The organism is Streptomyces sp. NPDC092369 (genome assembly GCF_044755245.1).
Taxonomy (GTDB): domain Bacteria; phylum Actinomycetota; class Actinomycetes; order Streptomycetales; family Streptomycetaceae; genus Streptomyces.
Window position 1 is genome coordinate 602,099 of record NZ_JBIVQP010000006.1, and the last position, 26,311, is coordinate 628,409.

The following is a 26,311-nucleotide window of genomic DNA, read 5'->3' on the forward strand; positions in this document are numbered from 1 at the left end:
GCGTTCAGAACGGCAACGGCCGCCCGTGCACCACCTCAAGCCGTGACACCGCCCGGGTGAGGACGACATACAGCCGATGCAGCCCGCGCGCCTCCGCCTCCGCGATCGCCGCGGGCTCGACGGCGACGACATGGTCGTACTCCAACCCCTTGACCAGAGAAGCCGGTACGACGGTCACGCGCGCCCGCAGCTCGTCCATCCCGCCCACCACGACCCCGGCCGCACCGAGCGCGCCCCGCACCCACTCCACATCGGCATCCGCGGCGACGACCCCGACCGACCCCTCCCGCCCGAGCGCGTCGCGTACGGCGGCCACGACCGCCCCCGCCACATCCCCGCCGTCCGCCACCTCGCGCAGCCTCAACTCACCGTCCCGGCGCAGGGACTTGCCCGGCGCCACGTCGACGTCGAGCCGGGACAGGAGCCGGTTGGCCAGGGTGACGACGGCCTCGGGCACGCGGAAGCCGATGGTCAGCGGTACGACGGCCGCGTCCGGCTTGCCCAGGTGGCGCAGGGAGGTGTCCCAGGAGCGCGCCGCCCAGGGCGTGGTGCCCTGCGCCAGGTCGCCGAGGACGGTGAGCGAACCGAAGGGCGCGCGTCGTGCGATGGCCCGGCACTCCATCGGGGAGAGGTCCTGCGCCTCGTCGACGACTACATGGCCGTACCCCTCGGGGTGTTCGACGAGCCCGGCGACCTCGTCGAGCAGGACGAGGTCGGCGGCCGACCAGCGCGCCGACTTCCAGGACCGCGGCGGCCGCTGCCACAGCACGGCCCGCTGCTCGTCGGCGTCCAGCAGGCCATCGGCGGCCGCGCCCAACACATCGGGATCACTGAGGAGTTCGGCCACGACCTCCTCGGGCCGCACCCGTGGCCACACGGCATCGACGTACGCGCCGACGGCCCGCGCCCGCGAGATCTTCTGCACCCACGCGCCCGACCGCGGCCCGCTCCGCCGCTCGGCCTGCAACTGCACACTCCGCACGACCCGCGACCGCACCCGCTCGCGCCCGATCCCGTACGGCGGCTCCTCGGCCCGCACCCCTTCGACGATCCGAGCGAGTTCACCGACCCCGACCCGCCATTGATACGAACCGTCGGGAAGGAGAAGGGGGTTGACGGCTTCGTCCGAGACATGGGCGTACAGCGCGCGGCGCAGTACCTCCGCCATCCGGGCATCGTGCTTGACCACGGCCGCCGGCTCGCTGTCGGTCCCGCGCACAGGATGGCGCGCGATCTCCTCCCCCAGCGTCGACTGCCGTACGCCGGTCTCTCCGAGGGCGGGGAGCACCTCGGAGATGTAGGAGAGAAAGGTGCGGTTGGGACCGAGGATGAGGAGGCCGGCGCGGCGGATGCGCTGGGCGTGGGTGTAGAGGAGATAGGCGGCCCGGTGGAGCCCGACGGCGGTCTTGCCGGTGCCCGGGGCGCCCTGCACGCACACGGAGAGCCCGATGTCACCACGTACCAGATCATCCTGCTCGGGCTGGATGGTCGCGGCGATGTCCCGCATGGGCCCGACGCGGGGCCGTTCGATCTCGCGCGCGAGCATGTTCCCCGTCCCCGACTCGCCCCGACCGAGCCGCTCGTCCTCCAGTCCGGTGAGGTCGGCGGAGTCCCCGCGACTCCCGGGCGCCCACCCGAAACGCCGGCGCACCTCGACGCCCTGCGGATCACTGGCACTTGCCTGGTAGAAGGCGCGGGAGACGGGGGCACGCCAGTCGACGACGAGGGGTGGGGCGGCGGGGTGTTCGGAGATGCGGAGGCGACCGATGTGGTAGCGCTGGCCGGAGTGCTCACCACGGAAGAAGTCCAACCGCCCGAAGAACAGAGGCCCTTGAGGCAGCTCCCCCAACTCCTTCGCTTTGCTGCGCAGTTGATAGCCAAGCACCTCGGCGTCCGCACCGGAGGCGGAGACGTCCTCGCCGGTGACGACGTGTTCCTGTGCGCCGGCGACCATGGCGTCGAAGGCGGTACGGCAACGGTCGTGGTGGGCTCGCTCGCGGTGGAGGGATTCTCTGAGGGCGGAGGGAGAGGGGGCGGGGGAGCGTGGGTGCGGCTGGGCGGACGTCATGGGACGACCGTACCCAAAAACGTAACCGAGTTACATATATTACCGAGTCTCACCCTGGCTGAAGTGCGGCAACCCGGCCGCGAGCAGCCCAAACGCGCGCTCCGCCGCCGCAACGGCATCCGCCCGTACGTCCTCGACCCGCTCCCCGTCGTCGATCCGCCGCCAGTTCTCCAGCGCGAGGATCCGCCGCACGGCGACGATCTGCCCGGCGGCAAGCCGGGCGTCGAGCCCGCCGCCGAGCGCCTCGGCAAGCGTGGCCTCGGCCTGCTCCTGGTAGCCGTACACCCGGACGACCAGGGCGGGAGTCCCGTAGAGGAGGGAGTGAAATGCGAGCACGTTCGGATGGTCGTTCAGCCCGGTGACGGGATCACACCGCGCCAGCCCGTCGAGAAAGTGCCGCCGCAACGCGGGAACCGGCGCCTCGTCCGCCTCGACGACCACCCGCGCGGCCTCGTCCTGATGATCGGCGATCCGATGCAGGACGAGGTCTTCCTTCGCCGGGAAGTACCGGAACAACGTCGGCTTCGAAATCCCGGCCGCGGCGGCGACCTCGGCAACGGAGACGGCGTCGAAGCCCTTCTCCATGAACAGGCGGATGGCGATCTCGGAGACGTCTTGGTACATCCGCTGTTTCTTGCGCTCGCGGAGGCCGGGGGTGGTCATGGGTGGGAGCCTAACCAGATACGTCAGACGATCGTCCCTCGCCGCCACTCGGGCACCTTCGCGAGCGCCCAGAGATCGTCGAAGTGTTTGTTCCAGATGGTGACGGCCTCTCCGGCGGCAGCGGTTCCCTCACGGGACCAGACGTTGAGGTCGGTCCGGTAGCCCTTCGGATCGTAGAACTCCGGGCCCATGTGGATCAGCCGGGTCCGTGCCGAGAGGTCGTAGAGGCCTTGCAGTACCTGCTCCCGGTTGAAAATGCAGATCTTGTCGCGTGGGATGCCGGGGTAGCAGCGGTACTCGCACTGGACGGACACCCGACCGGTCGCGGTCAGTCGCTCCGCGAGCTCCGAGAGGATGCCGTCGTACTCACGGCACAACTGCTCGACCCGTTTACGGAAGTCGGGGTCGTCTTTGGGGCCACCGTCGTCGCCCACCCTGGCGGGCACGATCATCGGTTGTCCGAAGTCCGGTACCAGCATCCGGATCAAGACCCGCCGGGTCGGCCCCGGGTCGTCGAAGAGGCCTTCGAGGTGGTGATACACGGAGTGGTACAGCGTCTCGCCGGTGTAGCCGAGAAAGCCGATCTCCACTCTGCGTGCCTGGAAGGCCTCGGTGACGAAGTCGCCCACTCGGCTGGAGCTAACCAGGACACGGGTCGGCACCCGGACCGACGAGACCAGTTCCCTCAGTTGGCCGTACAGCACATAGCCGACGAGGCTGAGCAGCGCCCCGCCCAGATAGGCCTTGCCCTCCAAGGCGTCGCCGACCGGCTTGACCAACTGCGCGGCCAGTCCCGTGAAGAAGATCCCCAGCAGCACCAACCGCGTCACGACGGATTCGAACCGGTCCTGGAAACGCCTCAGTTGGCGCCCTAAACCGTTCTCGGCCTGCCCGTTCCCCCGCTCCACCATGCATGCCCCTCCCCCGTCGGCGGGTTCGGGGCAAGGTCATGCACCCACGAACATGCCAGCCTTTGGTGGAGTCATGGTCTGCCTATACCCGAGCGGAAGCAAGATACGGGTGCGCCGCCTGACGGGGCCGCAGGCCCAGGGACGCGGTGGCCGCCGCGAGGGTCATCGCGTACGAGTCGACTGCTCGCCGTACGTTCGGGGCGTCGAGGCTCGCGCCCGTAACCAGCCGGTCCATGTCCACGTATGCGGACCGTACGATCTCGATCCACCGATAGACGCGCCAGTCCTGCCGCCACGCCTTGGTGTGCTCGGGTGACAGAAGCCGTTCCCAGCGATTGAACATGCGGTCACGGATCTCGGGGCGGGTGGGCGTCAGATGCATGTGGCGCACCAGGTCGTAGAGCGGGTCGCCGACGAGCGCCATCTCCCAGTCGATGATGGTCAGCGCCAGGTCGTCGTCGCGACGGACGAGGTTCCACGGGTTGAGGTCGCCGTGCAGCAACGCCGGCTCGCGGGGGCTCACCGTGTGCCGGGCCAGGATCTGCGCCAGCACGCCCGCGTCGGGAAGCCCCAGGAAGCGGGCCAACTGCTGCGACTGCTTGGGAAGTTCCCCGACCATGGCCACCAACTGTTCGCACAGCCACTCGTAGAAACGTCCCTGTCCGGCCAGCGGGTCGACCTGGCGGTAGTCCACCTCCGTCAGAGCATGGAGCTGATCGACGAGCTTGTCCGCCTCGCGCGGCAGCAGTCCGTCCACCGGATGGTTGGGGGGGCGCTCAGTGTCGCTCGGCCCCACATAGGTGTGGACGGCGAAGGGCTGTCCGTCATGGCTCCAGCCCAGGGCGAGGATCTTCGGCGCTGCCACGCCCTTGCCCGATTCCTCGATGGTTCGCAGCACGGCGTGCTCGCTGAGGAAGAAGCCGCGCTCGCGTCTTCGGACATCGGCCACCATGCGCCGCACCACCACACGGGAGGGGTAGTCCGGCACGCCGACCACCGTATTCAGGTGAGCGGTTCCCTTGAACACCCTGCTGGCCGGCGCCGCGCCCTCCGCCAAAAGGGCCTTCTGCACGGCCTGTTGAGAGAAGTCGGTGCGCTCCGGCACACGGTCGTCCCGGTGCCAGTCGTACGCCCCGACACTGAAGCTGCGGTCCCCGAAACGAGCGGCCGCCCAGCGGAGAAGGATCTGCTTGATCTGCCGCTCACTCGGGATGTTGCTGAGCCTCAGCGGCTCCGCTGCGACTTCCAATGCCCGCCTTATCGATTCCATTGCCGCGTCGAGGTGCTTGTGATCGGCGGAACCCTCCAACGAACGTGCGGCGCGCATCACATCCGGGTAGACGGACTGCGCGCGCTCGAAGGAGACGTAGTGGCGGAGATCCTTGGCTACGCCGTTGACGGCTGCGGGTCGGACTTGGCGCATGGCGTCGGCCCACGCATCGACGACCTCGCCCCACTGGTGTTCCGGATACTGCATCCGGACCAGGTGTGTGGCCAGGTCGTGCAGGGGGTCGCCGTATGTGGCCAACTCCCAGTCGACGCAGATCAGAGAGTGATCGTCGCCGTAGGATCTGATGACATTGTCGCGATGAAGGTCAGCGTGGAGCAGGCTGTAGGGACGGCGCACCATGGCCGGTACTCGGTCGGTCAGTCGGAGCAAGGCGTCCTCGGGGATGCCCAGCGCCGCGAACAGGCCCCCGAAGTCATGCCAGTTGGGGCGCCGAATCTGTCGGTCCGCCTCATGCGCGAGCGTCTGCAGGAAGCCACGGCTGTCGGTGTGGTCGCTGGGCCAACCGGCAGGCAGCGTCGGCAGCGCTCTGCTGCGCACCTGTGCGGTTTCCGCCAGGAGAGACGCCAGCGCCTTGATGAACAGCGTGTCGAGCGGCTTGCCATTGCCGCAGATGTTCGAAAGGGGTTCGCCTTCCACGTAGCTGTGGATGGCGAAGCCATCCCCTTCGAAGAGGCATTCGGGCACGTTGGGCAGGACGCCCTTGATGGCCCGCAGGATCTCCGCCTCGTTCTGCCAGGTCCTGATGACCACGGGCAGCGCATCGGCACGCCGGACCCGAGCGATGACGGACGTGCCGGGAGCACGGGCCACCAGACGCGCCACGGACTGCGTCAGTGGCAGCACGTGGTTCTGATTGTGGAAGCCGTTGCTCGCCCGTCCCAACTGCTCGGCACGCCCGAGGAACGCCTTGTAGACGGCGTCCGGCCGGCCACTGGCAATCCGCCCCGCAGCCCGAAAAGGGGAGTCAGACGGTGTACCCACTGGCCGCTCCGGGGTATGTGACTCGACGGTTGGAAGGGGCCGGACCCTCTAAATGTAAGAGTTATACACAAAAGGCCCGATGTCAGTGGAAATGGCCACAATGGGTGGTTTGCCACGTATCTGCACCCGGATGCTCAGGGCTGACGTGTGCGCCGGGCCCTTATATACGCACGAGCACGAGCGGTTGCTCAGTCGAGGTTCGGGGATCTTAGCGTACGGAATTTCCGACCCTGTCACCGCCCCCCTTCCTTTCTCGACATACTGCGTGACCTGCGAGAACGCACTCGGTCATGTGCTCGAGAAGTCGAATGTCCCTACCGTGAGGCGCGGGATGCCAGCGCACCGCGCTCCTGTCACAAGGCATGGCCACCTACTCGGCCAGCAGGTCCCACACCGAGTCGAACCACGTCTGCATCGTGTCGACGAGCACCGAACCGGGAGACTCGGGATCATGATCCTTCACGTGATGGGTCAGCGTGGCACCGAGGCCGAGGACATCGAGAGCCGTGACCATCTCTCCGTCCGGCCCGAGCTGCATCGGACGCTCGATCACCTCGTACATCCCGTGCAGGACTTCGACTCCGTTGAGCAGGTATAGCTTGAACGTGGGGATCAGCGGCGCATGGCGGACCTGAACGTCGACGGAGGCCACCAGTCGCTCGGTCTGCAAGTCCTCCAGCAGACCCCGCAATGAGTCGGTGGCCCGCCGAGTGATCGCCTGCAACCGCTCCCGGGGGCGGAGGTCGTCCTTGTCCCCCTTGACGCGGGGATAAGGCAGGGCCATCGACTCGTCGGGCAGAAGCATGCGAAGGGCGATGCGTTCAGGGGTGATCACGCGGCCATGAATGCGCTCGGCTTGGAGCCGGATGTGCATGTCCAGCGATTCCGAGGTCAACGTGCTTACATCAAGCGTAACTTCGGGCCGCTCGAAGGCCTCGCTTATGAGCGGCCCCAACGTCATGCCGCGCCGAGTCCGGGTAGCCCTGGGAGTCGAGGACTGTATGCGCTGAATCCTGATGACGCGTGAGCCGCTGCCCTGCCTGGACTCGATCCACCCCTCGTCGACCAGCTCCCGCAAGGCCCGCTGGACGGTGTCCCGGGAGACCCCGAACTCTTCGGCGAGGTCCCGCTGGGACGGCAGAAAGGAACCTCGCACGTATGTCCCGTCGGTCATGCGGACCCGCAACTCGTCCGAGACCCTCTGGAACTCCCTGCCACCGCCCTCAGAAGTCTGTCCCTCCATGCCCAGAAAGTACCGTCCGTTCAAGCCTGATCCCGCAGCAACCGCAGTACCGGCAACAACGAATCCACGATGTTCTGCGCGCCGGCGTCCTTGAGTAGCTGGAACTTGTACTCGTTACGCGCGTAGCCCAGGAACGGCACTCCGGCCCGGTCGGCCGCGTACAGGTCGGTGGGGGCGTCGCCGATCATCAGGGCCGCGGAGGGGGCGGCGCCCATCGCGTTGAGGGCGCGGTTGAGGCAGTGCGGGTCCGGCTTGAGGAGGTCGAGTTCGCCGGTGCGGCCGTAGACGTGCGGGGCGAAGCAGCCGGCCAGGCCTCGGTCGGTGAGGTAATTGGACACCGTGCGGGGGGAGTTGTTCGTGGCTACCGCGAGTCTGCTGCCGACGGCCGCCCACGTGCGTATCAGCGGATCCGCGTACGCCGTCGGCATGGCGGTGGCGATCGCCTTGAGCTCCTGCTGAGTGAGCCTCTCCTCCAGTTCGGCCACCAGATCGCTGTGCGGGTGGCGTCTGTTGACCGCGTAGAGCACGACCATCGGGTCCGGGTGGCCTCGTTCCTCCTCGGTCAGCAGGCTGTGCAGGCCCTGTCGTTCCAGCCAGTCGACGAGTTCCTTCGCCACCTGTTCCGCCTTGTGCCCCGCGAAGAGTTGGCAGATCGGGCCGTCGAAGTCGAACAGGACGAAGCGGGCATCGGTGATCAGTTCTCGCAGGTTCCCTGTCTCTACCGTCACCAGTTCAGTCTGCGTCGTATCAGGAGTCACTAGGAGAGTGTCAGGTCCGTGGTGATGGTTTCCCAGAGGGCGTCGAACCACTTCTGGGATTGCTCGACGAAAGCGGCGTCCCGCAGGCCCGTTTGTTGCTCGAAGGAGAAGAGGAGCGACTTGCCGCCCAAGGTGTCGTACATCTCGAGCGTCTCGCTGTCCCACTCCTCCTCTCGCCTGGTGATCATGTAGTACGCGATCAGCGCTTCCGTGCCGTTGAGCAGGTAGAGCTTGATCGGTGGCGTGAACGGCAGGGCACGGAAGGTGACATGGACGTCGATGCCATGGGTGGCGCGCAGGGCCTGGAGGTTGTGTTTCAGGACCTGGCCCTGGGCGTTGCGCTGGGCCAGCCAGCGCTGGTGTACGGGATCGCCGCTGCCGCTGGCGTCCACCGGGACCGGGAAGGCGAGCGGGATGTCCCGGGACGGCAGCAGGATCCGGACGTTGATCGACTCGGGGCGGACCTCGCCCGCATGGATACGGCGCAGGGGTTCGCCGAGCCCGAGCATCAGGGTCTCGGCGGTCAGACAGGCCGCGTCCACGTGCACGTGCGGCACCGAGAACGCCTCCACCAGCCGCGGCGCCAACCCCACCATCGTCGGCTGCGGCTCCCCGCTCACCGCCGGGGGCTCCGCGATGCGCGGTGGGCTGCCCTTGCTGACGTTGCTGAGGAGGCCGTCCTCCTGGAGGGCGCGGAGGGCCTGGCGGACGGTGCCGCGTTCCACGCCGAACTCGTCGGCCAGTTCGGCCTGGGTGGGCAGGCGGTCTCCGGCTTTGAGGTCGCCGGTGCGGATGCGGTCCCTGAGGATGTCGGCGATCTCCTGGGGGGAGAGCTTTCTGCTGCCGTTCACTGCCACGTTCTCCTGTGTCACGACCAAACGCTACAACTCGAATCCATCTACGGGGAGTTGTTGGTGACTTGTTTATGAGTAGGTACCAAGTGGGGATAACTTAGGTGGAGTTGGTTGCCAACTTGGTTGAGTTGGCGGAAGTTTTGCTTCCTCTACCGGCACCACCCCCCACGCACCGTCCCGCCCGCGAAGCCTGAAGGGGGAACCACCGTGCCTGTCCTCGCTCTCCTCTCCGCCGTCTTCGTCGTCGGCATCGAGCAGACCCTCCAGTGGAAGTACGGCGTCACCGGGATCATCGGGCTGCTCCTGCTCACCATAGGCATCAAGGCCAAGAGCCCGGCCGTCAGCTCCATCGGCGCCGTGGTGCTCGCCCTGCTGGTGACGGGCCCCGCTCTATGAGCGGTGCCACCGTCCGGCCCCTCACCACAGAACCCGCAGAACCCGCAGAACCCGCAGAACCAGTAGAACCCGTGGGAGACATCAGCTCGTGAGCGTCAGCTCCGAACTGATCGTCTCCCACAGCGCGTTGAACCACAGGTGGGACTGCTCCACGAAGGTGGTGTCCCGCAGGCCGGCGCCCTGGGAGAAGGAGAACAGCATCGACTGCGTGCCCTCGGCGTCGTACATCTCCAGGTGCTCCTCCCCGATCTCCTCCGCGCGCCGCGTGAGCGTGTAGTACGCGAAGAGCGCCTCCGTGCCGTTGACCAGGTACAGCTTCACCGGCGGGGTGAAGGGCAGCGCGCGGAAGGTGACGTGTACGTCGATCCCGTGCGTGGCGCGTAACGCCAGCAGGTTGTGCTGGAGCACCTGCCCCTGGGCGTTGCGCTGGGCCAGCCAACGGCGTTGCAGCCGGTCGTCGGTGGAGTCGTCGTCCACCGGCGTCGGGAAAGCCAGGTCGATGTCCCGCGAGGGAAGCAGGACCCGGACATCCACCTTGGCCGGATTTAGCTGTCCGGCGTGGATCTGGCGCAGCGGTTCGCCCATCGCCAGGGTCAGCGAAACCGAGGTCAGACACAGGGCGTCTATCTCGACGTGCGGGGTCGCGAAGGCGGCCGCTATGCGGGGAGCGAGGGCGACGGTGGTGGGCTGCGGGGGCGCTGCGGGGCCGGTCAGGGCGTTGCCGAGGCCCAGGTCCAGGGCGACGGTCGCGGGGCTGCCCTTGGACACGTTGGTCAACAGGCGCTCGGACTGCAGGATCCGCAGCGCCTGGCGTACGGCACCGCGTTCGACGCCGAACTCGTCGGCCAACCTGGCCTGGGTGGGCATGCGCTGGCCCGCCCGCAGCGCGCCGCTGGTTATCCGGGCGCGCAGCTCGTCGGCCACGTCGTGATGGGACAGCTGTGGCCGCTGTGACCTCGTCCGCCCATTGACGGAGCCGTGTTTCGGGTCCACGACCAAACACTACAACTTCCCGCCATCTTTGGGCAGTTCTCCTGAAGGTGGTTATGAGACGCTTCCAAGTGGAGATAACTGAAGTGAAGTTGGTCGCCAACTTGAGCAACATGGTCAAACTTCAGGAGGGTTGGCCACCGGGGTCCGCCTCCCCGTCCCGAAGGAGGGACCGTTCATGCCGCTCGCACTCTTCGTCGCCGCCCTCGCCATCGGTTTCGAGCAGCTCGTCCAGTGGCGGTACGGCCCGATGGGCATCATCGCCATCGTCGCGCTGACCGTCGGGATCAAAGCCCGAAACACCCTGATCAGCGGCATCGGAGCGGTCATCCTCGTGATGCTGCTCGCCCAGTCCGGTTGAGCCGACACCGTTCGGCTGAGCCGACACCGTTCGGCTGAGCCGATCCAGTCCGGCTGACCGAGCTCCCTTCCGGAGGGGAGCCGGGAGCTTGGTCAGTCTGCACCAACCGCACAGTCACAACTGAACACCGACAACTGAACAGCTCCACCGGCACCGTCACAACTGAACAGGCACCACTGAACGAGCACGACCGCACAGCCACAACTGAAGAGCTCAGCTACGGATGAGTACCGCACCAGCCATGAAGGACCGTCGACCGAAAGCAGGTCTCAGAACATGTCCGGGCACCAAGGCCGCCTGGACGTACGCAGCAGGGCGTCGGCCACTCGGCCGGCGCCCGCTCGTTCTTCCCGGACCCGCCCCAGCGCAAGCAGCCGCGCCACCGACTCGTCACCGAGCCACAGCGCCGCCAACTCGGCCACATCGAGGGAGAGTTCGGCGCTCTCGGTGGTCGGCACGCAGGACGCGCCCTCCGGTGACGCCTCCAACCGGTAGCGCCCGCCGGTCAGTCCGGCCCGGTCGGCCACCTCAAGGACCAGGGACCCCGTCCCCTCGTACGTACGCGCCTCAAGAGCCCGTACGACATCCAGGATCCGCACCCAGAACCAGTCCGACTGCGTCGTGATGCGCGCGGCGCGCGGGTCGGGCAGGAGGAGGGGGAGCAGGTCGTCGGGGGCGCGGGGGCCGGACTTCACCCGGGTCACCCAGTCGATCGAGCAGAGGTAGTGCCACAGGGCGCGCTCGGCGGCCGGTGTCGCCGCGCTCAGCCAGCGCACGGTCGCCGTGTCCAACGGTTGCTTCGCGTCACCCCAGTTGTCGTCCACCTCGTAGGCCGCGAGGCCCTCGACCGTGCCGTCCGGTGCGCGGTACGCCACGAAGAACGGGACCGTCCACGACTTCTCGACGCGCACGGCGCCGGTCCTGAGCTGCCACCACCAGTCGTCGCGGCTGACGGCACCCGGCGTACCGCGACGCACCCGCTCATGCAGCTCCGGGCCGATCTTGCGTACCTCCTCGGGCTCCACGAGGTCGATCCGCCCGCCGTCCGCCGGCCCCGACCAGCGCCGGTCGAGCCCGGTGCGCGGGACGTCGACGACCCACTCGGTCGAGGAGGCGGCGGGCCCGAAGCCGTAGCGCCCGTAGATCGGGTACTCGGCGGCGATCAACGTGGCCACCACATCGCCGCGTTCCTTCGCGGCCGCGAGGTCCTGGTTCATCATGCGCGTGAGCAGGCCGCGCCGGCGATGGGTGGCCGTGACGGTGACCCCGGTGACGGCATCGGCGGCCACCGGGGCACCCCCGACCGCGGTGACCTCCTGCGCGAACGACCGGAACGTCGCCACGCACCGGTCCCCGTCGAACGCCGCCAGATACCGCCCCGGCTGGAACTGCGCACGCCGAGCCGCCAGTTCGTCCTCACCCACCACCGGCTCCCGCAGGAACCCGGTGTTCACCGCCCGCAGCCAGTCGGGAAACTCGGCCTCGGTGATCGGACGGACGTCGACATGCGCGGATCGGCTCATGAAACCACCGTAGATCCACGGCGGTGAGGTCGTCGCGCGGATTTTCGAGACAGCACCTGAGCCACGGCCTCCCCTCCTCAGTCCTCGCCCGACCACTCAGAACCCCGCCCGGATCTCCCCCACCACCCGCCCGCCCCCCGACAACCCCACTCGCCCGATCCGCTCCACCACCGGCGACTCGACCCCCAGCAGGGTCAGCGCGCGGGCCAGTACCGGTCGCAGTGCCCGTACGGCCCCGTCCTCGACCTTGAAGGCGAGGGCCCGGCCGTCGGGGAGGGCGACCGCCTGGACGCCCTCCGCGCCCATCTTGGACAGGACGCCCGGGACCTCCCGCATGAGCCAGGTGTCGTGGCGGTGGGTGCCGGCCACGTACTCGGGGTGGGCGCGCATGGCGTCGGCCACCCGGCGTTCCGGGGAGTCGGAGGGCGACAGGACGAAGGTGTGGAAGGCGCGGGCCAGGCCGGTCAGGGAGATCGCCATCAGGGGCGCCCCGCAGCCGTCCGTGCCCACCGCCGCGACCCGCTCCCCCGACGCTTCCTCCACAACCCTGTGGATGAGTTGCTGGAGCGGGTGGGCCGGGTCGAGGTAGGTGTCCAGCGACCAGCCGTTCAGGGCGGACGCGGCGAGCATGGCGGTGTGCTTGCCGGAGCAGTTCATGGTGACGCGGTCGCGTACGGCTCCGGCGGCGAGGTAGGTCTCACGCTCCGCCTCGTCCAGGGGCAGGTCGGGCGGGCACTGGAGCAGGCCCGCGTCGAGCCCGTGCTCGTCCAGCATCTTCTGGACCAGATCCCGGTGGAAGGGTTCGCCCGAGTGGCTCGCGGCGGCAAGCGCCAGTCGCTCACCCGCCAGGTCGAGGCCCGCTCGCAGCACGCCCGCCGCCTGCATCGGCTTGTTGGAGGAGCGCGGGAAGACCGGTTCCGTCACTTCCCCGAGCGCCAGTTCCACCGCCCCGTCCGCGTCCAGGAGGACCAGGCTGCCCCGGTGTCTGCTCTCGACGAACCCGGAGCGGACGACCTCGGCGAGCACGGGGGGTATCGGAGAGTCGGCGGAGTTGGCGGAGACGGCGGAGACGGACATCGGCGGTGGCCTTCCGGAGAGGGTCCCGGGTGAGCCCTGACGCACCCGGGTGTGGCGTGCCGCCCGGACACCTGACGCACCCGGGTGGAGCGGACCCGCCCGAAGGCCCGGCGCACCCGGGATCGCCGGGGCCCCGCCTCACATCAGCAGGTCGTCGACTTGCGCTTCCCCTTCACGGTACCTGCGGGTGATCTCCCCGCTGCAGTCGTCCGCCGTGCGCTGCAGCCGCTGCCGGCGCCGGGAGACCTGCTGCTCGTAGCGCACGAGCCGGCCCATCGCCGTGTTCAGTTCCAGGTCCGTACGGGCGTCCAGGTCCGACAGCTCGACCTCCGCGAGCATGTCCGCGGCCAGCCGCCGGTACTCCTCGCTGTGCGGTGTACCCAGCGTCACATGGCGGGCCGAGGAGCGGTGCCGGGCCGGGGCGTCGGTCAGGATCTCGCCGAGCCGCTCGACCACGACGACGGAGGCGGCGCCGGCCGGGGAGCGCCGGGCCAGTTCGGCGCGGAGGATGTCGATACGGCCCTGGAGCAGCCGGCGTACATAGCTGAGGTCGGCCTCGTCGCGCTGCGCGTCGCGGCGCAGGGTGCGCAGCTCGGGCAGGCTCAGCACGGTCAGGTCGGGCTCGGGCGGATCGGCGGGCAGACCGGAGGGGTCGATGCGCCGTCCCGGGCTGTCGGTGCGCTGTGTGGGCGGCCGTACCGGCGTGCGGTCCGCGTCGCGGATCAACGAGACCGCCCCGGGTGGCTGCCCGCTGCTCGGTGTGCTCATGTGCCTCTACCGTCCCCTCGACCGGATGTGTGAAGCATCGTGCCACCCCAAGTGGCCGCTATGTGACCGAGTGCCCCCGATCGGCCCCAGATGGGGGGTTAAGGATCAATAAGAAGCCGCCCGCCGACCGCTCTCGGCCCTGCGGTCCCATCCCTCAGCCCCCTGCGGACCCTTCTCATGCGCACGGCATGATGGTCCGCATGCGAGCAGTGGTGCAGAGGGTCGACGGCGCGAGCGTCGTCGTGGACGGCGAGACGGTCGGGGCGATCGAGGGCGAGGGCCTGTGCGTCCTGGTCGGCGTGACGCACGAGGACACCAAGGAGAAGGCGGCCCAACTCGCCCGCAAACTCTGGTCCGTTCGCATGCTGCACGACGAGAGGTCGTGCAGCGACATCGACGCCCCGCTCCTGGTCATCAGCCAGTTCACGCTGTACGGCGACGCGCGCAAGGGCCGCCGCCCCACCTGGAACGCGGCCGCCCCCGGCGACATCGCCGAACCCCTGGTCGATGAGGTCGTGGCCCAACTGCGCGCCCTGGGCGCGACGGTGGCGACGGGCCGCTTCGGCGCGCGGATGCGGGTGTCCCTGACGAACGACGGCCCGTTCACGGTCCTGCTGGAGATGTGAGCCGCGCCCCGGCCCCGAACAGCTACGGCTCTACGACGACTTCCTGGGCCGCGGCCGTGGCGTCGGCGAGCAGCCGCGCGTCCACGGGCACGTTCCGCTTGACCAACGCGAGGGCGATCGGGCCGAGTTCGTGGTGCCGTACGGCCGTCGTGATGAAGCCGATCTTGCGGCCGTCGGGCCCCTCGTCGGCGACACGGAGTTCCGTGCCCGCCGCCGGGAGATGAACCTCGCTGCCGTCGAGGTGGAGGAAGACCAGCCGGCGCGGGGGCTTGCCCAGGTTCTGGACGCGGGCGACGGTCTCCTGGCCCCGGTAGCAGCCCTTCTGCAAGTGAACGGCCGTGCCGATCCAGCCCAGTTCGTGCGGGATGGTGCGGTGGTCGGTCTCGAAGCCGAGGCGGGGCTGGTGGTGCTCGACGCGCAGGGCCTCGTAGGCGAGGATCCCGGCCGCCGGTCCGGCCTTGGCGGCGAAGGACTCCAGCTCGGCGCGCGGCAGGAAGAGATCACGGCCGTACGGCGTCTCGCGGACGACGACGCCTTCGGGCACCTCGGCGATGGAACCGGCGGGGAGGAACACGACCGCGAACTCGTCGCTGCGGTCGGCGACTTCGACGCGGTAGAAGAACTTCATGGACTCCAGGTAGGCGATCAGCGCCTCCTGGGTGCCGGGCTCCACGTGGATCCAGACCGTCGTGCCGTCGTCGACGAGATAGAGGGCGTGCTCGATGTGGCCGTGCGCGGAGAGGATCAGCGCCTCGGTGGCGAGGCCGGCCGGCAGGTCGCTGACGTGCTGGGTGAGCAGCAGGTGCAGCCAGCTCAGCCGGTCCGCACCGGTGACGGCGACGACACCCCGATGGGAGAGGTCGACGAACCCGGTGCCGTCGGCGAGGGCACGCTGCTCGCGGAACAGGTCGCCGTAGTGGGCGGCGACGCTTTCGTCCACGCCCTCGGCGGGAACCGCGCCGGGCAGGGACAGCAGAGGGCTCTTCATGCGCACAAGCCTACGACTCGGTAGTTGAACTCTTGAGCGAGCAGTCGCGGCAGCGACCGAAGATGGCGAAGTGCTTCATGTCGGTCTCGAAGCCGAAGTCCTCGCGGAGCTTGTCCGTGAAACCGCCGGCGACCGCCACATCGGTCTCGATGACGTTGTCGCAGTCCCGGCAGACCAGATGGATGTGATGGTGCCGGTCCGCGAGGTGGTACGTCGGCGCGCCGTGCCCGAGATGCGCGTGACTGACCAGCTGGAGCTCCTCCAGCAGCTCCAGGGTCCGGTACACCGTGGAGATGTTCACCCCCGACGCCGTCTTCCGCACTTCCACGAGGATGTCGTCGGGGGTCGCGTGTTCCAGGGTGTCCACGGCTTCGAGCACGAGTTGCCGCTGCGGCGTCAGCCGGTAGCCGCGCTGCCTGAGGTCACTCTTCCAGTCGGTGCTCACCACACTGGAAGTGTAGGACTACTTGAAGAAAGCGATCCCGTCGTCCGGCATGTCGTCCGGGAGGGCCTTCGCCCAGCGTTCGACGTCCTCGGGGGTGACGACCTTCTTGAGGTGGGCGGACATGTAGGGGCGCAGCTCGACCTCGGGGGTCTGCTTCTCGCCGACCCACATGAGGTCGCTCTTGACGTAGCCGTAGAGGCGCTTGCCGCCGGTGTAGGGGCGGGAGGCGGCCGTGCGGGCGACGGCGTCCGTGACCAGGTCGATCTGGGGCTTCTGCTGGGCCAGCTCGCCGTACCAGATCTCGATGACGCCGTCGTCGCGGGTCATCGTGACCTCGACCTTGCGGTCGGCGTCGATGCGCCAGAAGCCGGACTCGGACTCCAGGGGGCGGACCTTGTTCCCCTCGTTGTCCAGCACCCAGGTGTGGGAGCGGTACTCCAGGAAGTCACGGCCGTCGTGCGTGAAGGAGACCTCCTGGCCGAAGTTGCACTTCTCGGAGCCGGGGAAGTCATGCACACCCGCGCCGGCCCAGTCGCCGAGCAGGAAGACGAGAGGGACCAGGTCTTTGTGGAGGTCGGACGGGATCTCGATCATGGGATCGGCAGTTCCTTCAAGGCTTTATGGGGATCAGCGCTGGCCCTGGTACAGCTTCTTCACGGTCAGCCCTGCGAAGGCGAGCACGCCGACGCAGACAAGGGCGAGCAGGGCTTCGAAGAATGCCTCAAGCACGGGGGGCTCCTCGGACGATCGGAAGTGGGCGGTACTGAGCCGGGCCCCAGCTTAGTCGGCCAGGGCCCGGCTCTCTCCGCGAGGTGCACCCCGCGGGGTCAGTCCAGCAGCTGGCTCTGCAGAGTGACCGTCTGCTGGAAGGGCACGGCCTTCGCGACGCCCTTGCGGGACTGCACGACCAGGGCCAGTACGTCACCGGCGGACAGGTACGCCTGCCGCACGTGCTCGGCGCCGTACGGCTTGGTCTCGACGTAGGCGGAGTACGGGATCTTCTCCAGCCGGGCCGCCTCCGGGAAGTCCTCGTCGAAGACGGAGGCACCGGCGCCGCGCAGGGGGTAGCCCGGGCTGCTGTAGGGCGCGATGTCGGCGCTGAACATCTCGTCGACGACCGCGGCCGTGCCGAACTGCAGCAGGTACACGCGCGTGTGCGTGCCGTCCGTGGTGGTCCAGCCGCGGGCCGCGATGTGCCGCAGCCCCGCGTCGGTGAACTTCTGCGCCAGCTCGGTCCGGTCGTCCTTCTCGGCGTACTCCGCCAGGAAGTCCTTTGTCGCCAGCCAGCCGTCCGCGCCGCGCAGCTTCTTGTCCTCCGTCGCACCCTTGGGCGCGGGCAGAAGCAGGGCGCGCAGGTCGGCGTAGTGCGCGCCGGCCTTGTTCGTCTCGGCGAAGGGGCCCGGGCTGCCGGAGGGGAGCGGCGGCAGGGTGAGCGTGGGGTAGTCCCACCGCCCGTCCGACGCGGTGGCCAGTCCGGGTACGTCCGTCCGCTCCATGCCGGTGATCCCGTACGCCGTCCCCGCCCCGACCGCCGCGAACGCGACGACGGCGGCGGTCCAGCGCAGCACGCTCCGCAGGGCTCGGCGGTCCTTCTTGGGTGCGGGCGCCGGTTCCGGTACGGGGATCGGTTCCGGGACCGAGGGCGGGGCGGTCGGCATGGGCGGTACCGGTGTCGTCGCTTGCGTCTGCTCGGTCATACGGCTTCTCCCGGCTCCGCGATGCGGTCGAGCTGCTGGCTCATCAGCAACGCGACGCCCTTGCTGTCGAGTGGCTTGGGCCCGTCCGCGCTGAGGGTGACCATGACGTCTCCGATGGACGCGGAGCAGTACATGCCGGTGAGCTCGGAGTCGGCGTCCTTGGGCGGCAGGAAGCACTTGGCGTCCTTGTGGCCCTTGACGGCGGGGCCCTTGCGGAAGAGGTCGAAGGCCTCGAAGAGCTCGTTCTCGACCGAGGAGAGCGTCTTGGCCTGCGCCCGGCTGTCCATCCGCGTCAGCAGGACGCTGACGGTGAAGATCCCGTCGTTGGTGTCGAGGTTGCTCGCGTCCGAGCTGAGGTAGCTGCGCATCGCCATGCCCTTGATGGGGTGCTTGTCGTACTGCTTCTGCAACTGTGTGCGCTGGGAGCGGGGCAGATCGCTCAACGACTCCTTGCGCAGGGCCGAGGCCTGGGCGCCGCTGAGTTCCGCGTCCGAGCCGAACTGTCCGAGGTCGGGCCCGCGGCTCCAGCCGTCGGTGCCGTACGGGACGAGCATCCCGCCGAGCCCGTTCGCGGACGCGCCCTTGGGCTCGCCGCCCGAGCCCTGCCCCTCCAGCCGCCTCGACGGGAACTTCCACTCCGGCGCCTGCGCGTCACGGTCGGCGTTGCGCACGGTGATGACGGTGTACGCGACCCCGGCGACGACAGCGGCAACGAGCAGCACGACAGCGGTGACGGAAACGGTACGGCGACGACGGCCGGACTTCTTGCCGGCCGGCACGGGAGCGGCGGTCTCCCCGAGGGCCTCGACAGAGCCGACCGCGCCGACGGGACCGGACTCGTCACCGGGAGTGGCCTGGGCGACGTGCCGGGACTCACCGACGGGAGCGACCTCGGCAACAGGAGCGACCTCACCGACAGGACCCGGCTCTCCGACCGGACCGACGGGACCGGACGCGACGGCACGACTCGCTTCGCCAACAGAACCCACCTCACCGACCGGGTCGGCCTCGGGGGCAGAAGCCGCCTCGTCGACCGGACCGCCAGGCGCGGCTGGACCGGACTCGGCCGCACGGCTCGCCTCGCCGGCGGAACCCGTCCCGCGGGCAGGACCCGCCTCATCGTCCGGACCGGTCTCGCCAACCGGAACGGCGTCACCGACAGCACCGCTCTCCCCGGCACGACCGGCCTCGGCGGCAGGACTCTCTCCGTCGACCGGACCGGCAGGCGCGGCTGGACCGGACTCGCCGGCACGGCCCGCCTCGCCGACCGGACCAGCCTCGGCGGCAGGACCCGCCTCATCGGCGGAGTCGAGCGGGTTCTTCTCGTTCTCTGTCACAGCCGCTCCATCTGCCGCTCGGCCAGGTCCAGGATCTTCGCCTTGGGGATCGGCTTGGTGTCGTAGACCCAGATCTCCACGGCGATGTCGCCGCGGGAGGCCGTGGCCTCGGCGCTGTACTGCGGCAGGTATCCCGCCTCGGTCTTCGGCTTGGTGTGGACGTACGCCATTCCCTCGCCGGTGCCCGGCACGGACCAGCTGTCGGTGCCGGACTTGGCGTCGGCCCAGTACTCGTTGTTGTCCACGACGTCGGCCGCCGCTCCGGACTCCTCCTGGCGGAACTGGAGCAGCCGGATCTCGACGGTCTGGTTGCCCGACTCCCAGCCGGTGACGGCGGCCCGGCGGAACTCGTCACCGACCAGCTCGCCGAACATGTCGCCCGGCGACTCGTAGGACTCCGCGTAGGTGCCCAGGTCCATCCAGCCGTCGTCGCCGGTCAGCCAGTCGGCCTCCTTCGCGCCGGCCGGCTTCTTCAGCAGCAGCTTGCGCAGGTCGCCGTCGACCTTCACCTGACGGTCCTGCGCGGCCGACAGCGGCTCGGGGGCCGGGCCCTTCGCCTGCGTCAGCACCGGCTGGGACAGGGAGGCGAGCTTCGTCGGCTCACGGTCGGCCTGGATCAGGTAGCCGACGCAGGTCCCCGCGACGACGCCGAGCACAGCGGCTGCGGCGATCAGCAGGGTGGTACGGCCACGACGCCGGCGCGCCGTCGGCTCCGCCGGTTCGGGTACTTCCAAGACGTCCCCCACGAAACGTGTAGCGCACATGCCATATGTACGCGCACAGAAGACTCGTGGGTCCCGGCGGTAGTTGCGGAGGCGTTGATTACGATTCGGCCATGGCGAAGAAGCTCGTGATCAAGGTGACGGCAGGCGCGGACGCCCCCGAACGGTGCTCCCAGGCTTTTACGGTGGCCGCCGTCGCCGTGGCCAGCGGGGTCGACGTCTCCCTCTGGCTGACCGGTGAGTCGGCGTGGTTCGCGCTTCCGGGGCGCGCGGCCGAGTTCGACCTCCCGCATGCCGCGCCGCTGCCGGATCTGCTCGACTCGCTTCTCGCCGGCGGCAAGGTGACCCTGTGCACCCAGTGCGCGGCCCGACGGGACATCACGGAGAAGGACGTCATCGAGGGCGTGCGGATCGCGGGGGCGCAGGTGTTCGTCCAGGAGGCGATGTCCGACGGGACGCAGGCGCTCGTCTACTGACGTCCGCGCCGGGGTTCTCCTGTCACAGCTGATCAACAATCCGACTGCGTTCCTAGGCCACGGGGTTAGTCTCGCGCTGGGCGGCCACCCGGTCGTCAGTGACCCTCGTCCGATGACCGCCTAGGTAGGGGACCCGAATGCGCGCCCTGCGAATACTTCTGATCGTCGTCGTGATCCTGGGCGGCCTCTTCGTGATCGCGGACCGGGTCGCCCTGCACTTCGCCCAGGGCGAGGTCGCGGACAAGCTGAAGACCACCGAGAACCTGTCCGCCACCCCGGACGTGTCCATCAAGGGCTTCCCGTTCCTCACCCAGGTCGCGTCCGGTGAGCTGGACGACGTCGAGATCGGCATCAAGGACTACGACGCCGACACCGGCAACAGCGCGGGCGACGGTCCGCGGACCATCCGTATCGACGACCTCAAGGCGCAGATGAAGGGCGTCGACTTCTCCGGCGACTACAGCTCCGCCACCGCCACGAACGCGGCCGGCACCGCGACCATCGCCTACGACGAGCTGCTCAAGGCCGCCAAGTCCGAGCCGACGCAGGTCTTCACCGGCGTCACCGCCCAGGTCATCGGCCTCTCCGACGGCGGCAACGGCAAGATCAAGGTCGACGTGAAGGTCTCGGCGCTCGGCCAGTCGCAGACGTACCCCGTGCTCAGCACGGTCACCGTCGCCGGCGACACGGTCAAGGTGCACGCCGACAACCTGCCCAAGCTGGTCGTCGATCTCGCCGACTCCCGGATGCGCTCGATCACCGACTTCCAGCAGACCATCGACCAGCTGCCGGGCGGCATCAAGCTGGACAGTGTGCAGGCCGCGAAGAGTGGTGTGGAGATCGCGGTGAAGGGTTCGAACGTCAAGCTGGCCGGGTAGGACGAGGGGCGTTGACGGACGAACGGTGTCCGACAGGCGAGACGGCGCCGTCCGCCCCGTAGATGTGACACCCCGTACCGGGGCCCGGCGGCCGTGCGGGACGCGTTCGCCCCGCCATCGCATCCCATATTGCGGACGATCGCGTCTCAGGATTTGACACGCCGGTGACATGTCCGGCTTTCCGTCCCTACGATCGTCGTCATGAAGCGACAGGCGGACCTCACGAAGCGGCGGGCAGTCGACCTGTGCCGCGTCGCCGCCATGCTCTGTCGCCCCTTCTGAGCGGGAGCGTTCGGCTTCCGCATCTCCCCGCCCTGTTCAGGGCATCCGTGCGCACGCTCTCGCACGAGCGCGCACACCTCGCATCTCGCACGCCCCGCCGCACCTGCCCCGGAGGAGAAAGAGCATGAGCCGCAGCGACGTCCTGGTCGACGCCGACTGGGTCCAGGACAACCTGGACAACGCCGACATCGCGATCGTGGAGGTGGACGAGGACACGTCCGCCTACGAGAAGAACCACATCCGCAATGCGATCCGCATCGACTGGACCAAGGACCTGCAGGACCCGGTCCGCCGCGACTTCATCGACCAGGAGGGCTTCGAGAAGCTCCTGTCGGCGAAGGGCATCGCCAACGACACGCTGGTGATCCTCTACGGCGGCAACAACAACTGGTTCGCGTCCTACGCCTACTGGTACTTCAAGCTCTACGGCCACGAGAACGTCAAGCTTCTCGACGGCGGCCGCAAGAAGTGGGAGCTGGACGCCCGCGAGCTGGTGGAGGACGTGCCCGAGCGCGCCACCACCGACTACAAGGCCAAGCCGCAGAACACCGCGATCCGTGCCTTCCGCGACGACGTCGTGGCGGCCATCGGCGCGCAGAACCTGGTCGACGTCCGGTCGCCCGACGAGTTCAGCGGCAAGCTGCTCGCGCCGGCCCACCTGCCGCAGGAGCAGTCGCAGCGTCCGGGTCACGTCCCGTCCGCGCGCAACATCCCGTGGTCGAAGAACGCCAACGACGACGGCACCTTCAAGTCGGACGACGAGCTCAAGGAGCTCTACGCCGAGGAGCAGGTCGACCTCGCCAAGGACACCATCGCGTACTGCCGTATCGGCGAGCGCTCGGCCCTGACCTGGTTCGTGCTGCACGAGCTGCTCGGTGTCGAGAACGTCAAGAACTACGACGGCTCGTGGACCGAGTACGGCAGCCTCGTCGGCGTGCCGATCGAGCTCGGCGCCAACAAGTAGGACCACCGACCGACCTTTCATCACCCCTCAGGAGAGACGACATGTGCGGAGCGAAGGCCGGCGGCCCGGACGCCTCGACGATCAAGCCCGGTGAGACCACGATCCAGGGCCAGGTGACGCGTGACGGCGAGCCGGTGACGGGCTATGTGCGGCTCCTGGACTCGACGGGCGAGTTCACCGCGGAGGTTCCGACCTCGGCGACGGGGCAGTTCCGCTTCTACGCGGCCGAGGGCACGTGGACCGTTCGCGCGCTGGTGCCGGGTGGCACGGCCGACCGCACGGTCGTCGCCCAGCAGGGTGGGCTGGCAGAGGTCGCGATCGCGGTCTGAGCGGCAGCTGATCGGCTGGAGGGCCGTACCCCGTCGGGGGTGCGGCCCTCTGCCCGTTTCGGGCCTACGCTGGACGTATGTTGGCACGACGGCGTCATGTCTACTTCGCCATGATGGGCACGTGCATCGGCCTGTTCGTCCTGGCCTGGGGCGTCGTGCGCCTGTGGTCCGTACCGGTCGCCGTGGGCATGTGCGTGGTCGCCATGCTGATCCCGCCGGTCGCCGCGATGGTGGCGAACCGGCGGGGCCCCGACGACCGCTGGTGGGACGACCCGTCGGGCGACCCGAAGTCGGACGACTGGTGGGACGAGTTGGACGGCAAGAAACGGCGTCCTTGAGGCCTTGGTACGGGTGGCACCCGACTACGCCAGCGCCCGCCCCAGCACCCACACCACCGGTGCCGCCGCCGCCAGCGGCAGGGCGACCCCCGCTGTGAAGTGCACGAAGCGGGACGGGTAGTCGTAGGCCGCTACGCGGTGGCCGATCAGGGCGCAGACCGCCGCGCCCGCGCCCAGGAGCGCGCCCTTGGCGCCGAAGTCCGTCAGGCCGCCCATCGCGATGCCCGCGCCGGCCGCCGCCAGGAGCGAGACGATCAGGGAGGCCGGGGTCGGCAGCGGGAGCGCTCGGGCCAGGATCGCCACCGCTGCCGCCGCCGCTCCTACCGTGACCGCCTCCGGGTCCGCCGCCAGATAGCCGGTCGCGATGATCGCCAGGGCCGCCGAGGCGACGCCCGCCATCAGGCCGTACATCCGCTCGTCCGGGTCGGCGTGGGAGCGGAGTTGCAGGACCAGGGAGAGCAGGACCCAGACGCCCAGGGTGCCGAGGATCGCCGCCGGGCCGTTCTCGCGGCCCGCCGTCAGCAGGGCCACGTCCGCCACCAGCGCGCCCAGGAACGCCAGCGCGATGCCCTGGCGGGCCGGCCACATGCCGTTCAGGCGGAACCATCCCGCCGCCGTCACGCCCTGGAGGGCGATCAGGGGGAGCAGGAGCGCGTACGAGCCCGCTGCCGCCGTGGCGGAGAGGAGGACGCCCAGCAGCGCCGTCAGCGCCGCCGGCTGCATGCCCGGGTCGATGATCGGGGAGCGGCCCTCCAGGCGGGCACGCTGGGCGTCCGTGATGCGGGCGTTGCCCGCGACGGTGGCCGGGCCGTAGGCGGCCGGCGCGGGGGCGTCCGTCGCGAAGGGCTCGGGGGCCGGGGCCGGCGGGGTCGTCTGCTGCCAGGGCTGGGGCTGCGGCTCGTTGCCGTACGCGCCGTAGGCCGGGGGTGTCTGCGGGGGCAGGTACGCCGTGTCCGCCGGGGCCGCCGGAGGCACCGGCTGGTGGACCTGCGTCTCCCAGGTCTGGCCCTGCCACTGCTGCGTGTACTGCTGGGCCGCGTGCGGGTCCTCGTAGCCCTGCTGGCCCGGCCACTGCTGCTGCGGCTGCTGTTGCTGGGGTTGCTGCTGGTAGGGGTCGTAGCCCTGGTATCTCGGGTCGTACGGCTGGTCGGTCATCGTCACCCTCCTGCGAACGGCGGGAGCACCTCGACCGTGCCGCCGTCGGCCAGCCGTACCGTCTCATGTCCGCGGGTACCCACGGGGTCCCCGTCGATGAGGAACGAGCATCGGCGCAGGACGCGCGCCAGTTCGCCGGGGTGTCGCTCGCGCACGGCGTCGAGCGCCTCGGCGAGCGTGCCCGCGTCGTACGGCTCCTCGGCCACCCCGGCCGCGGCCTTCGCGGCGGCCCAATAGCGCACCGTCACCTTTGGCATCCGGATACCGGTTCCTCTGTCGATCGGCTGTGTACTCGGCTGTGTACCCCGTCAGGCTAGCCCGCCTTGGCGACGGCCCAGTCCCCGATACGGGCCAGCAGCTCGTCACCGGCCGCGTGTTCCGCGTGGCCCATGGGTTCCAACCACAGCTCGGCGTGGCCGGCGGCGGCCTCGGCCAGCATCTTGGGGTGGTCGACCGGGAAGTAGCCGTCACGGTCGCCGTGGACGATCAGGAGAGGGGTCGGGGCGATCTTCGGGACCGCTTCCACCGGGGAGAGCGGGACCGGGTTCCATTCGCGGTGGTGGATGCGGGTGTGCAGGCCGTAGCGGCCGACCAGGCGGCCCTCCGGACGCGTCACCAGCCAGTGCAGGCGACGCATGGGAGCCGTGCCCCGGTAGTACCAACGGGCCGGCGCACTCACCGAAACCACCGCGTCCGTACGCGCTTCCGTGCGCCCCGCGCGCCCCGAACCGTCCGGACCATCCGCGTCACCCTCGCGCTCCCGGCCGCCGTACAGCGCCGCATGCCGCAGCACCACCGAACCGCCCATCGAGAAGCCGACGGTGACCACGCGCGCGTGGCCGAGTTCGCGCGCCCAGGCGACCGCCGCCGCGAGATCGAGGACCTCACGGTCGCCCACCGTGGAGCTCCCGCCGGACGCCCCGTGACCTCTGAAGGAGAACGTGACCACGGGCGCGTACTGCGCGAACGCGTCCACCACCCGCCGTACGTGCGGCTTGTCCACATCACCGGTGAAACCGTGGGCCACGACGAACGCGAGATCAACGGACGATGGCGTGGAAGCGTCGTATACGGACGTACCCGGGTCGTATACGGAATCGATCGTCACCCCGTCGTCGGTGTGCAGAAACGTCCGCAAAGGTGTACGTCTGATCGTCTCAGAGTTCGGACGAATGGTGGATCGTGCCACATGACCTGCCGGACCAGTGCTCATGTGGGCTATTCTGCTCGGCAGAGGACTCGGGCAGCGAAGCCCCCGGGTCCTTTTGTGCTTTCGAAAGCGTTGTATACGAAGCGGGAAACCTCGGGAAACCACAGGTGGCCGCAGGTGATACAGGGCCCTCGGGATCGCAAGTGCTGTGCCGCACGACACACGTCCTCGCAGGGACCGAGGAGGAACCAGACATATGAGTTCTCTGCTGCTCCTGACCAATGCCCTCCAGCCGTCGACGGAGGTGCTCCCCGCCCTCGGACTGCTGCTGCACAACGTGCGGGTCGCCCCGGCCGAGGGCCCCGCTCTCGTCGACACCCCAGGTGCCGACGTCATCCTCATCGACGGCCGGCGTGATCTGCCCCAGGTGCGCAGCCTGTGTCAGCTGCTCCGGTCGACCGGTCCGGGCTGTCCGCTCATCCTCGTCGTCACCGAGGGCGGCCTCGCCGCCGTCACCGCCGACTGGGGCATCGACGACGTGCTGCTCGACACGGCCGGTCCGGCCGAGGTCGAGGCGCGGCTGCGCCTCGCCATGGGCCGGCAGCAGATCGTCAACGACGACTCCCCCATGGAGATCCGCAACGGCGATCTCTCCGTGGACGAGGCGACGTACAGCGCGAAGCTCAAGGGCCGGGTCCTCGACCTGACCTTCAAGGAGTTCGAGCTGCTGAAGTACCTCGCACAGCACCCGGGCCGCGTCTTCACGCGCGCGCAACTGCTGCAGGAGGTGTGGGGCTACGACTACTTCGGGGGTACGCGGACGGTCGACGTCCACGTACGACGGCTGCGCGCCAAGCTCGGACCCGAGCACGAGTCGCTGATCGGGACCGTCCGGAACGTGGGTTATCGATTCGTTACCCCCGAGAAGGTCGACCGCGCCGCCGAGGAGGCCAAGGCCAAGGCGGCCCGGGCAAAGACGGAGGAGTCGGACGAGATGCCCGCCCTGGAGGACACCGAGGTCCAGGTCGAGGCGTAGCGGA

31 protein-coding genes are annotated in these 26,311 nt (G+C 69.2%); 11 read left to right on the plus strand and 20 right to left on the minus strand.

The annotated features are described in order from the left end of the window. Positions 1 to 4: 4 nt before the first annotated feature. The 7 genes from ACIQI8_RS34725 to ACIQI8_RS34755 form a co-directional block, all read right to left on the minus strand. On the minus strand, positions 5 to 2,068 hold the full coding sequence (locus tag ACIQI8_RS34725) for a HelD family protein (RefSeq protein ID WP_402359472.1): 2,064 nt from the start codon (positions 2,066 to 2,068) through the stop codon (positions 5 to 7). Between the two features lie 39 nt (positions 2,069 to 2,107). After that, entirely contained in the window at positions 2,108 to 2,731 is a 624-nt protein-coding gene (locus ACIQI8_RS34730) for a TetR/AcrR family transcriptional regulator (RefSeq protein ID WP_402359475.1), read from the minus strand. 23 nt (positions 2,732 to 2,754) lie between these two features. Next, the gene (locus ACIQI8_RS34735) at positions 2,755 to 3,642 is read right to left on the minus strand and encodes a hypothetical protein (RefSeq protein ID WP_402359478.1); all 888 of its coding nucleotides are present in this window, start codon (positions 3,640 to 3,642) and stop codon (positions 2,755 to 2,757) included. Positions 3,643 to 3,724: 82 nt separating this feature from the next. After that, the gene (locus tag ACIQI8_RS34740; protein ID WP_402359481.1) at positions 3,725 to 5,914 is read right to left on the minus strand and encodes a phosphotransferase; all 2,190 of its coding nucleotides are present in this window, start codon (positions 5,912 to 5,914) and stop codon (positions 3,725 to 3,727) included. A gap of 370 nt (positions 5,915 to 6,284) precedes the next feature. Next, on the minus strand, positions 6,285 to 7,157 hold the full coding sequence (locus ACIQI8_RS34745; RefSeq protein WP_402359484.1) for a GntR family transcriptional regulator: 873 nt from the start codon (positions 7,155 to 7,157) through the stop codon (positions 6,285 to 6,287). A gap of 20 nt (positions 7,158 to 7,177) precedes the next feature. Beyond that, positions 7,178 to 7,915, minus strand: coding sequence for an HAD family hydrolase (locus ACIQI8_RS34750; protein ID WP_402359487.1), 738 nt, complete (start codon positions 7,913 to 7,915; stop codon positions 7,178 to 7,180). Then, on the minus strand, positions 7,915 to 8,793 hold the full coding sequence (locus ACIQI8_RS34755; protein ID WP_402359490.1) for a GntR family transcriptional regulator: 879 nt from the start codon (positions 8,791 to 8,793) through the stop codon (positions 7,915 to 7,917). Before ACIQI8_RS34755 ends, ACIQI8_RS34750 begins: the two co-directional genes overlap by 1 nt. A 183-nt stretch (positions 8,794 to 8,976) precedes the next feature. Here ACIQI8_RS34755 and ACIQI8_RS34760 point away from each other — a divergent pair, with 183 nt between their 5' ends. Further along, positions 8,977 to 9,165 (plus strand): hypothetical protein, encoded by a 189-nt coding sequence (locus ACIQI8_RS34760; RefSeq protein WP_123996644.1) that lies wholly within the window; start codon positions 8,977 to 8,979, stop codon positions 9,163 to 9,165. 81 nt (positions 9,166 to 9,246) lie between these two features. On the opposite strand, the gene ACIQI8_RS34765 is transcribed toward ACIQI8_RS34760, so the two are convergent. Further along, a complete protein-coding gene (locus ACIQI8_RS34765; protein WP_402359493.1) occupies positions 9,247 to 10,089 on the minus strand; it encodes a winged helix-turn-helix domain-containing protein in 843 nt (280 codons plus the stop codon). A gap of 244 nt (positions 10,090 to 10,333) precedes the next feature. Between ACIQI8_RS34765 and ACIQI8_RS34770 the strand changes: the two genes are divergently transcribed. Next, the gene (locus ACIQI8_RS34770; protein ID WP_123996642.1) at positions 10,334 to 10,516 is read left to right on the plus strand and encodes a hypothetical protein; all 183 of its coding nucleotides are present in this window, start codon (positions 10,334 to 10,336) and stop codon (positions 10,514 to 10,516) included. Positions 10,517 to 10,785: 269 nt separating this feature from the next. Here the strand turns inward: ACIQI8_RS34770 and ACIQI8_RS34775 are convergent, their stop codons facing one another. From ACIQI8_RS34775 to ACIQI8_RS34785, 3 genes are all read right to left on the minus strand, one after another. Then, a complete protein-coding gene (locus ACIQI8_RS34775) occupies positions 10,786 to 12,039 on the minus strand; it encodes a GNAT family N-acetyltransferase (protein ID WP_402359496.1) in 1,254 nt (417 codons plus the stop codon). Between the two features lie 96 nt (positions 12,040 to 12,135). Continuing rightward, positions 12,136 to 13,116: an asparaginase gene (locus ACIQI8_RS34780; RefSeq protein ID WP_402359499.1), complete on the minus strand. Its 981-nt coding sequence runs from the start codon at positions 13,114 to 13,116 to the stop codon at positions 12,136 to 12,138. A 138-nt stretch (positions 13,117 to 13,254) separates the two neighbouring features. Beyond that, a complete protein-coding gene (locus ACIQI8_RS34785; RefSeq protein ID WP_402359502.1) occupies positions 13,255 to 13,884 on the minus strand; it encodes an aerial mycelium formation protein in 630 nt (209 codons plus the stop codon). Positions 13,885 to 14,084: 200 nt separating this feature from the next. Between ACIQI8_RS34785 and dtd the strand changes: the two genes are divergently transcribed. Beyond that, positions 14,085 to 14,510, plus strand: a complete 426-nt coding sequence (gene dtd, locus ACIQI8_RS34790; protein WP_402359505.1) for a D-aminoacyl-tRNA deacylase — start codon at positions 14,085 to 14,087, stop codon at positions 14,508 to 14,510. 22 nt (positions 14,511 to 14,532) lie between these two features. On the opposite strand, the gene ACIQI8_RS34795 is transcribed toward dtd, so the two are convergent. From ACIQI8_RS34795 to ACIQI8_RS34815, 5 genes are all read right to left on the minus strand, one after another. Then, a complete protein-coding gene (locus ACIQI8_RS34795; protein WP_402359508.1) occupies positions 14,533 to 15,498 on the minus strand; it encodes a YgfZ/GcvT domain-containing protein in 966 nt (321 codons plus the stop codon). 10 nt (positions 15,499 to 15,508) lie between these two features. Then, positions 15,509 to 15,946: a Fur family transcriptional regulator gene (locus ACIQI8_RS34800; protein WP_402359511.1), complete on the minus strand. Its 438-nt coding sequence runs from the start codon at positions 15,944 to 15,946 to the stop codon at positions 15,509 to 15,511. A 15-nt stretch (positions 15,947 to 15,961) separates the two neighbouring features. Next, positions 15,962 to 16,537 carry an FABP family protein gene (locus ACIQI8_RS34805; protein ID WP_402359514.1) on the minus strand — a complete coding sequence of 192 codons (576 nt, stop codon included), beginning with the start codon at positions 16,535 to 16,537 and terminating at the stop codon, positions 15,962 to 15,964. A 233-nt stretch (positions 16,538 to 16,770) separates the two neighbouring features. After that, complete coding sequence (locus tag ACIQI8_RS34810; RefSeq protein ID WP_402359517.1) at positions 16,771 to 17,640, minus strand: hypothetical protein; 870 nt, start codon at positions 17,638 to 17,640, stop codon at positions 16,771 to 16,773. Beyond that, a complete protein-coding gene (locus ACIQI8_RS34815; protein WP_402359520.1) occupies positions 17,637 to 18,419 on the minus strand; it encodes a hypothetical protein in 783 nt (260 codons plus the stop codon). The genes ACIQI8_RS34810 and ACIQI8_RS34815 overlap by 4 nt, the downstream gene beginning before the upstream one ends. A gap of 84 nt (positions 18,420 to 18,503) precedes the next feature. On the opposite strand from ACIQI8_RS34815, the gene ACIQI8_RS34820 reads away from it, so the two are divergent. After that, a complete protein-coding gene (locus ACIQI8_RS34820) occupies positions 18,504 to 19,043 on the plus strand; it encodes a hypothetical protein (protein WP_402359523.1) in 540 nt (179 codons plus the stop codon). On the opposite strand, the gene ACIQI8_RS34825 is transcribed toward ACIQI8_RS34820, so the two are convergent. Further along, positions 18,974 to 19,711, minus strand: a complete 738-nt coding sequence (locus ACIQI8_RS34825) for a hypothetical protein (protein ID WP_402359526.1) — start codon at positions 19,709 to 19,711, stop codon at positions 18,974 to 18,976. The genes ACIQI8_RS34820 and ACIQI8_RS34825 overlap by 70 nt on opposite strands. Before the next feature lie 101 nt (positions 19,712 to 19,812). Between ACIQI8_RS34825 and ACIQI8_RS34830 the strand changes: the two genes are divergently transcribed. The 6 genes from ACIQI8_RS34830 (at position 19,813) to ACIQI8_RS34855 (ending at position 22,966) form a co-directional block, all read left to right on the plus strand. Continuing rightward, on the plus strand, positions 19,813 to 20,175 hold the full coding sequence (locus tag ACIQI8_RS34830; RefSeq protein WP_402359529.1) for a DsrE family protein: 363 nt from the start codon (positions 19,813 to 19,815) through the stop codon (positions 20,173 to 20,175). Positions 20,176 to 20,312: 137 nt separating this feature from the next. Next, positions 20,313 to 21,053 carry a DUF2993 domain-containing protein gene (locus ACIQI8_RS34835; RefSeq protein WP_402359532.1) on the plus strand — a complete coding sequence of 247 codons (741 nt, stop codon included), beginning with the start codon at positions 20,313 to 20,315 and terminating at the stop codon, positions 21,051 to 21,053. A gap of 201 nt (positions 21,054 to 21,254) precedes the next feature. Then, the gene (locus tag ACIQI8_RS34840; protein ID WP_350751515.1) at positions 21,255 to 21,335 is read left to right on the plus strand and encodes an Ms5788A family Cys-rich leader peptide; all 81 of its coding nucleotides are present in this window, start codon (positions 21,255 to 21,257) and stop codon (positions 21,333 to 21,335) included. A gap of 124 nt (positions 21,336 to 21,459) precedes the next feature. Then, on the plus strand, positions 21,460 to 22,299 hold the full coding sequence (locus tag ACIQI8_RS34845; RefSeq protein WP_402359534.1) for a sulfurtransferase: 840 nt from the start codon (positions 21,460 to 21,462) through the stop codon (positions 22,297 to 22,299). Positions 22,300 to 22,340: 41 nt separating this feature from the next. Then, a complete protein-coding gene (locus ACIQI8_RS34850) occupies positions 22,341 to 22,628 on the plus strand; it encodes a DUF1416 domain-containing protein (RefSeq protein WP_004986406.1) in 288 nt (95 codons plus the stop codon). Positions 22,629 to 22,705: 77 nt separating this feature from the next. After that, the gene (locus ACIQI8_RS34855) at positions 22,706 to 22,966 is read left to right on the plus strand and encodes a DUF3099 domain-containing protein (RefSeq protein ID WP_280879399.1); all 261 of its coding nucleotides are present in this window, start codon (positions 22,706 to 22,708) and stop codon (positions 22,964 to 22,966) included. A 24-nt stretch (positions 22,967 to 22,990) separates the two neighbouring features. Here ACIQI8_RS34855 and ACIQI8_RS34860 read toward each other — a convergent pair whose 3' ends face one another. Genes ACIQI8_RS34860 through ACIQI8_RS34870 form a run of 3 tightly spaced genes read right to left on the minus strand, consistent with a single transcriptional unit; the run spans position 22,991 to position 25,334 of the window. Beyond that, positions 22,991 to 24,121, minus strand: coding sequence for a hypothetical protein (locus ACIQI8_RS34860; RefSeq protein WP_402359539.1), 1,131 nt, complete (start codon positions 24,119 to 24,121; stop codon positions 22,991 to 22,993). A gap of 2 nt (positions 24,122 to 24,123) precedes the next feature. Further along, a complete protein-coding gene (locus ACIQI8_RS34865; RefSeq protein ID WP_123996627.1) occupies positions 24,124 to 24,378 on the minus strand; it encodes a MoaD/ThiS family protein in 255 nt (84 codons plus the stop codon). Positions 24,379 to 24,434: 56 nt separating this feature from the next. Beyond that, positions 24,435 to 25,334: an alpha/beta hydrolase gene (locus tag ACIQI8_RS34870; RefSeq protein ID WP_402359542.1), complete on the minus strand. Its 900-nt coding sequence runs from the start codon at positions 25,332 to 25,334 to the stop codon at positions 24,435 to 24,437. Positions 25,335 to 25,527: 193 nt separating this feature from the next. Between ACIQI8_RS34870 and ACIQI8_RS34875 the strand changes: the two genes are divergently transcribed. Beyond that, positions 25,528 to 26,307, plus strand: a complete 780-nt coding sequence (locus ACIQI8_RS34875; RefSeq protein WP_402359545.1) for a response regulator transcription factor — start codon at positions 25,528 to 25,530, stop codon at positions 26,305 to 26,307. Positions 26,308 to 26,311: the final 4 nt, after the last annotated feature.

Bases quoted from the DNA above. Each gene is read 5' to 3' on its own strand.
- ACIQI8_RS34805 (WP_402359514.1), bottom strand. From the start codon at position 16,537: ATGATCGAGATCCCGTCCGACCTCCACAAAGACCTGGTCCCTCTCGTC.
- ACIQI8_RS34865 (WP_123996627.1), bottom strand. From the start codon at position 24,378: ATGCCAAAGGTGACGGTGCGCTATTGGGCCGCCGCGAAGGCCGCGGCC.
- ACIQI8_RS34785 (WP_402359502.1), bottom strand. From the start codon at position 13,884: ATGAGCACACCGAGCAGCGGGCAGCCACCCGGGGCGGTCTCGTTGATC.
- ACIQI8_RS34840 (WP_350751515.1), top strand. From the start codon at position 21,255: ATGAAGCGACAGGCGGACCTCACGAAGCGGCGGGCAGTCGACCTGTGC.
- dtd (WP_402359505.1), top strand. From the start codon at position 14,085: ATGCGAGCAGTGGTGCAGAGGGTCGACGGCGCGAGCGTCGTCGTGGAC.
- ACIQI8_RS34855 (WP_280879399.1), top strand. From the start codon at position 22,706: ATGTTGGCACGACGGCGTCATGTCTACTTCGCCATGATGGGCACGTGC.
- ACIQI8_RS34860 (WP_402359539.1), bottom strand. From the start codon at position 24,121: ATGACCGACCAGCCGTACGACCCGAGATACCAGGGCTACGACCCCTAC.
- ACIQI8_RS34725 (WP_402359472.1), bottom strand. From the start codon at position 2,068: ATGACGTCCGCCCAGCCGCACCCACGCTCCCCCGCCCCCTCTCCCTCC.
- ACIQI8_RS34745 (WP_402359484.1), bottom strand. From the start codon at position 7,157: ATGGAGGGACAGACTTCTGAGGGCGGTGGCAGGGAGTTCCAGAGGGTC.
- ACIQI8_RS34875 (WP_402359545.1), top strand. From the start codon at position 25,528: ATGAGTTCTCTGCTGCTCCTGACCAATGCCCTCCAGCCGTCGACGGAG.
- ACIQI8_RS34810 (WP_402359517.1), bottom strand. From the start codon at position 17,640: ATGACCGAGCAGACGCAAGCGACGACACCGGTACCGCCCATGCCGACC.
- ACIQI8_RS34845 (WP_402359534.1), top strand. From the start codon at position 21,460: ATGAGCCGCAGCGACGTCCTGGTCGACGCCGACTGGGTCCAGGACAAC.
- ACIQI8_RS34850 (WP_004986406.1), top strand. From the start codon at position 22,341: ATGTGCGGAGCGAAGGCCGGCGGCCCGGACGCCTCGACGATCAAGCCC.
- ACIQI8_RS34770 (WP_123996642.1), top strand. From the start codon at position 10,334: ATGCCGCTCGCACTCTTCGTCGCCGCCCTCGCCATCGGTTTCGAGCAG.
- ACIQI8_RS34835 (WP_402359532.1), top strand. From the start codon at position 20,313: ATGCGCGCCCTGCGAATACTTCTGATCGTCGTCGTGATCCTGGGCGGC.
- ACIQI8_RS34775 (WP_402359496.1), bottom strand. From the start codon at position 12,039: ATGAGCCGATCCGCGCATGTCGACGTCCGTCCGATCACCGAGGCCGAG.
- ACIQI8_RS34870 (WP_402359542.1), bottom strand. From the start codon at position 25,334: ATGAGCACTGGTCCGGCAGGTCATGTGGCACGATCCACCATTCGTCCG.
- ACIQI8_RS34795 (WP_402359508.1), bottom strand. From the start codon at position 15,498: ATGAAGAGCCCTCTGCTGTCCCTGCCCGGCGCGGTTCCCGCCGAGGGC.
- ACIQI8_RS34830 (WP_402359529.1), top strand. From the start codon at position 19,813: ATGGCGAAGAAGCTCGTGATCAAGGTGACGGCAGGCGCGGACGCCCCC.
- ACIQI8_RS34730 (WP_402359475.1), bottom strand. From the start codon at position 2,731: ATGACCACCCCCGGCCTCCGCGAGCGCAAGAAACAGCGGATGTACCAA.
- ACIQI8_RS34735 (WP_402359478.1), bottom strand. From the start codon at position 3,642: ATGGTGGAGCGGGGGAACGGGCAGGCCGAGAACGGTTTAGGGCGCCAA.
- ACIQI8_RS34780 (WP_402359499.1), bottom strand. From the start codon at position 13,116: ATGTCCGTCTCCGCCGTCTCCGCCAACTCCGCCGACTCTCCGATACCC.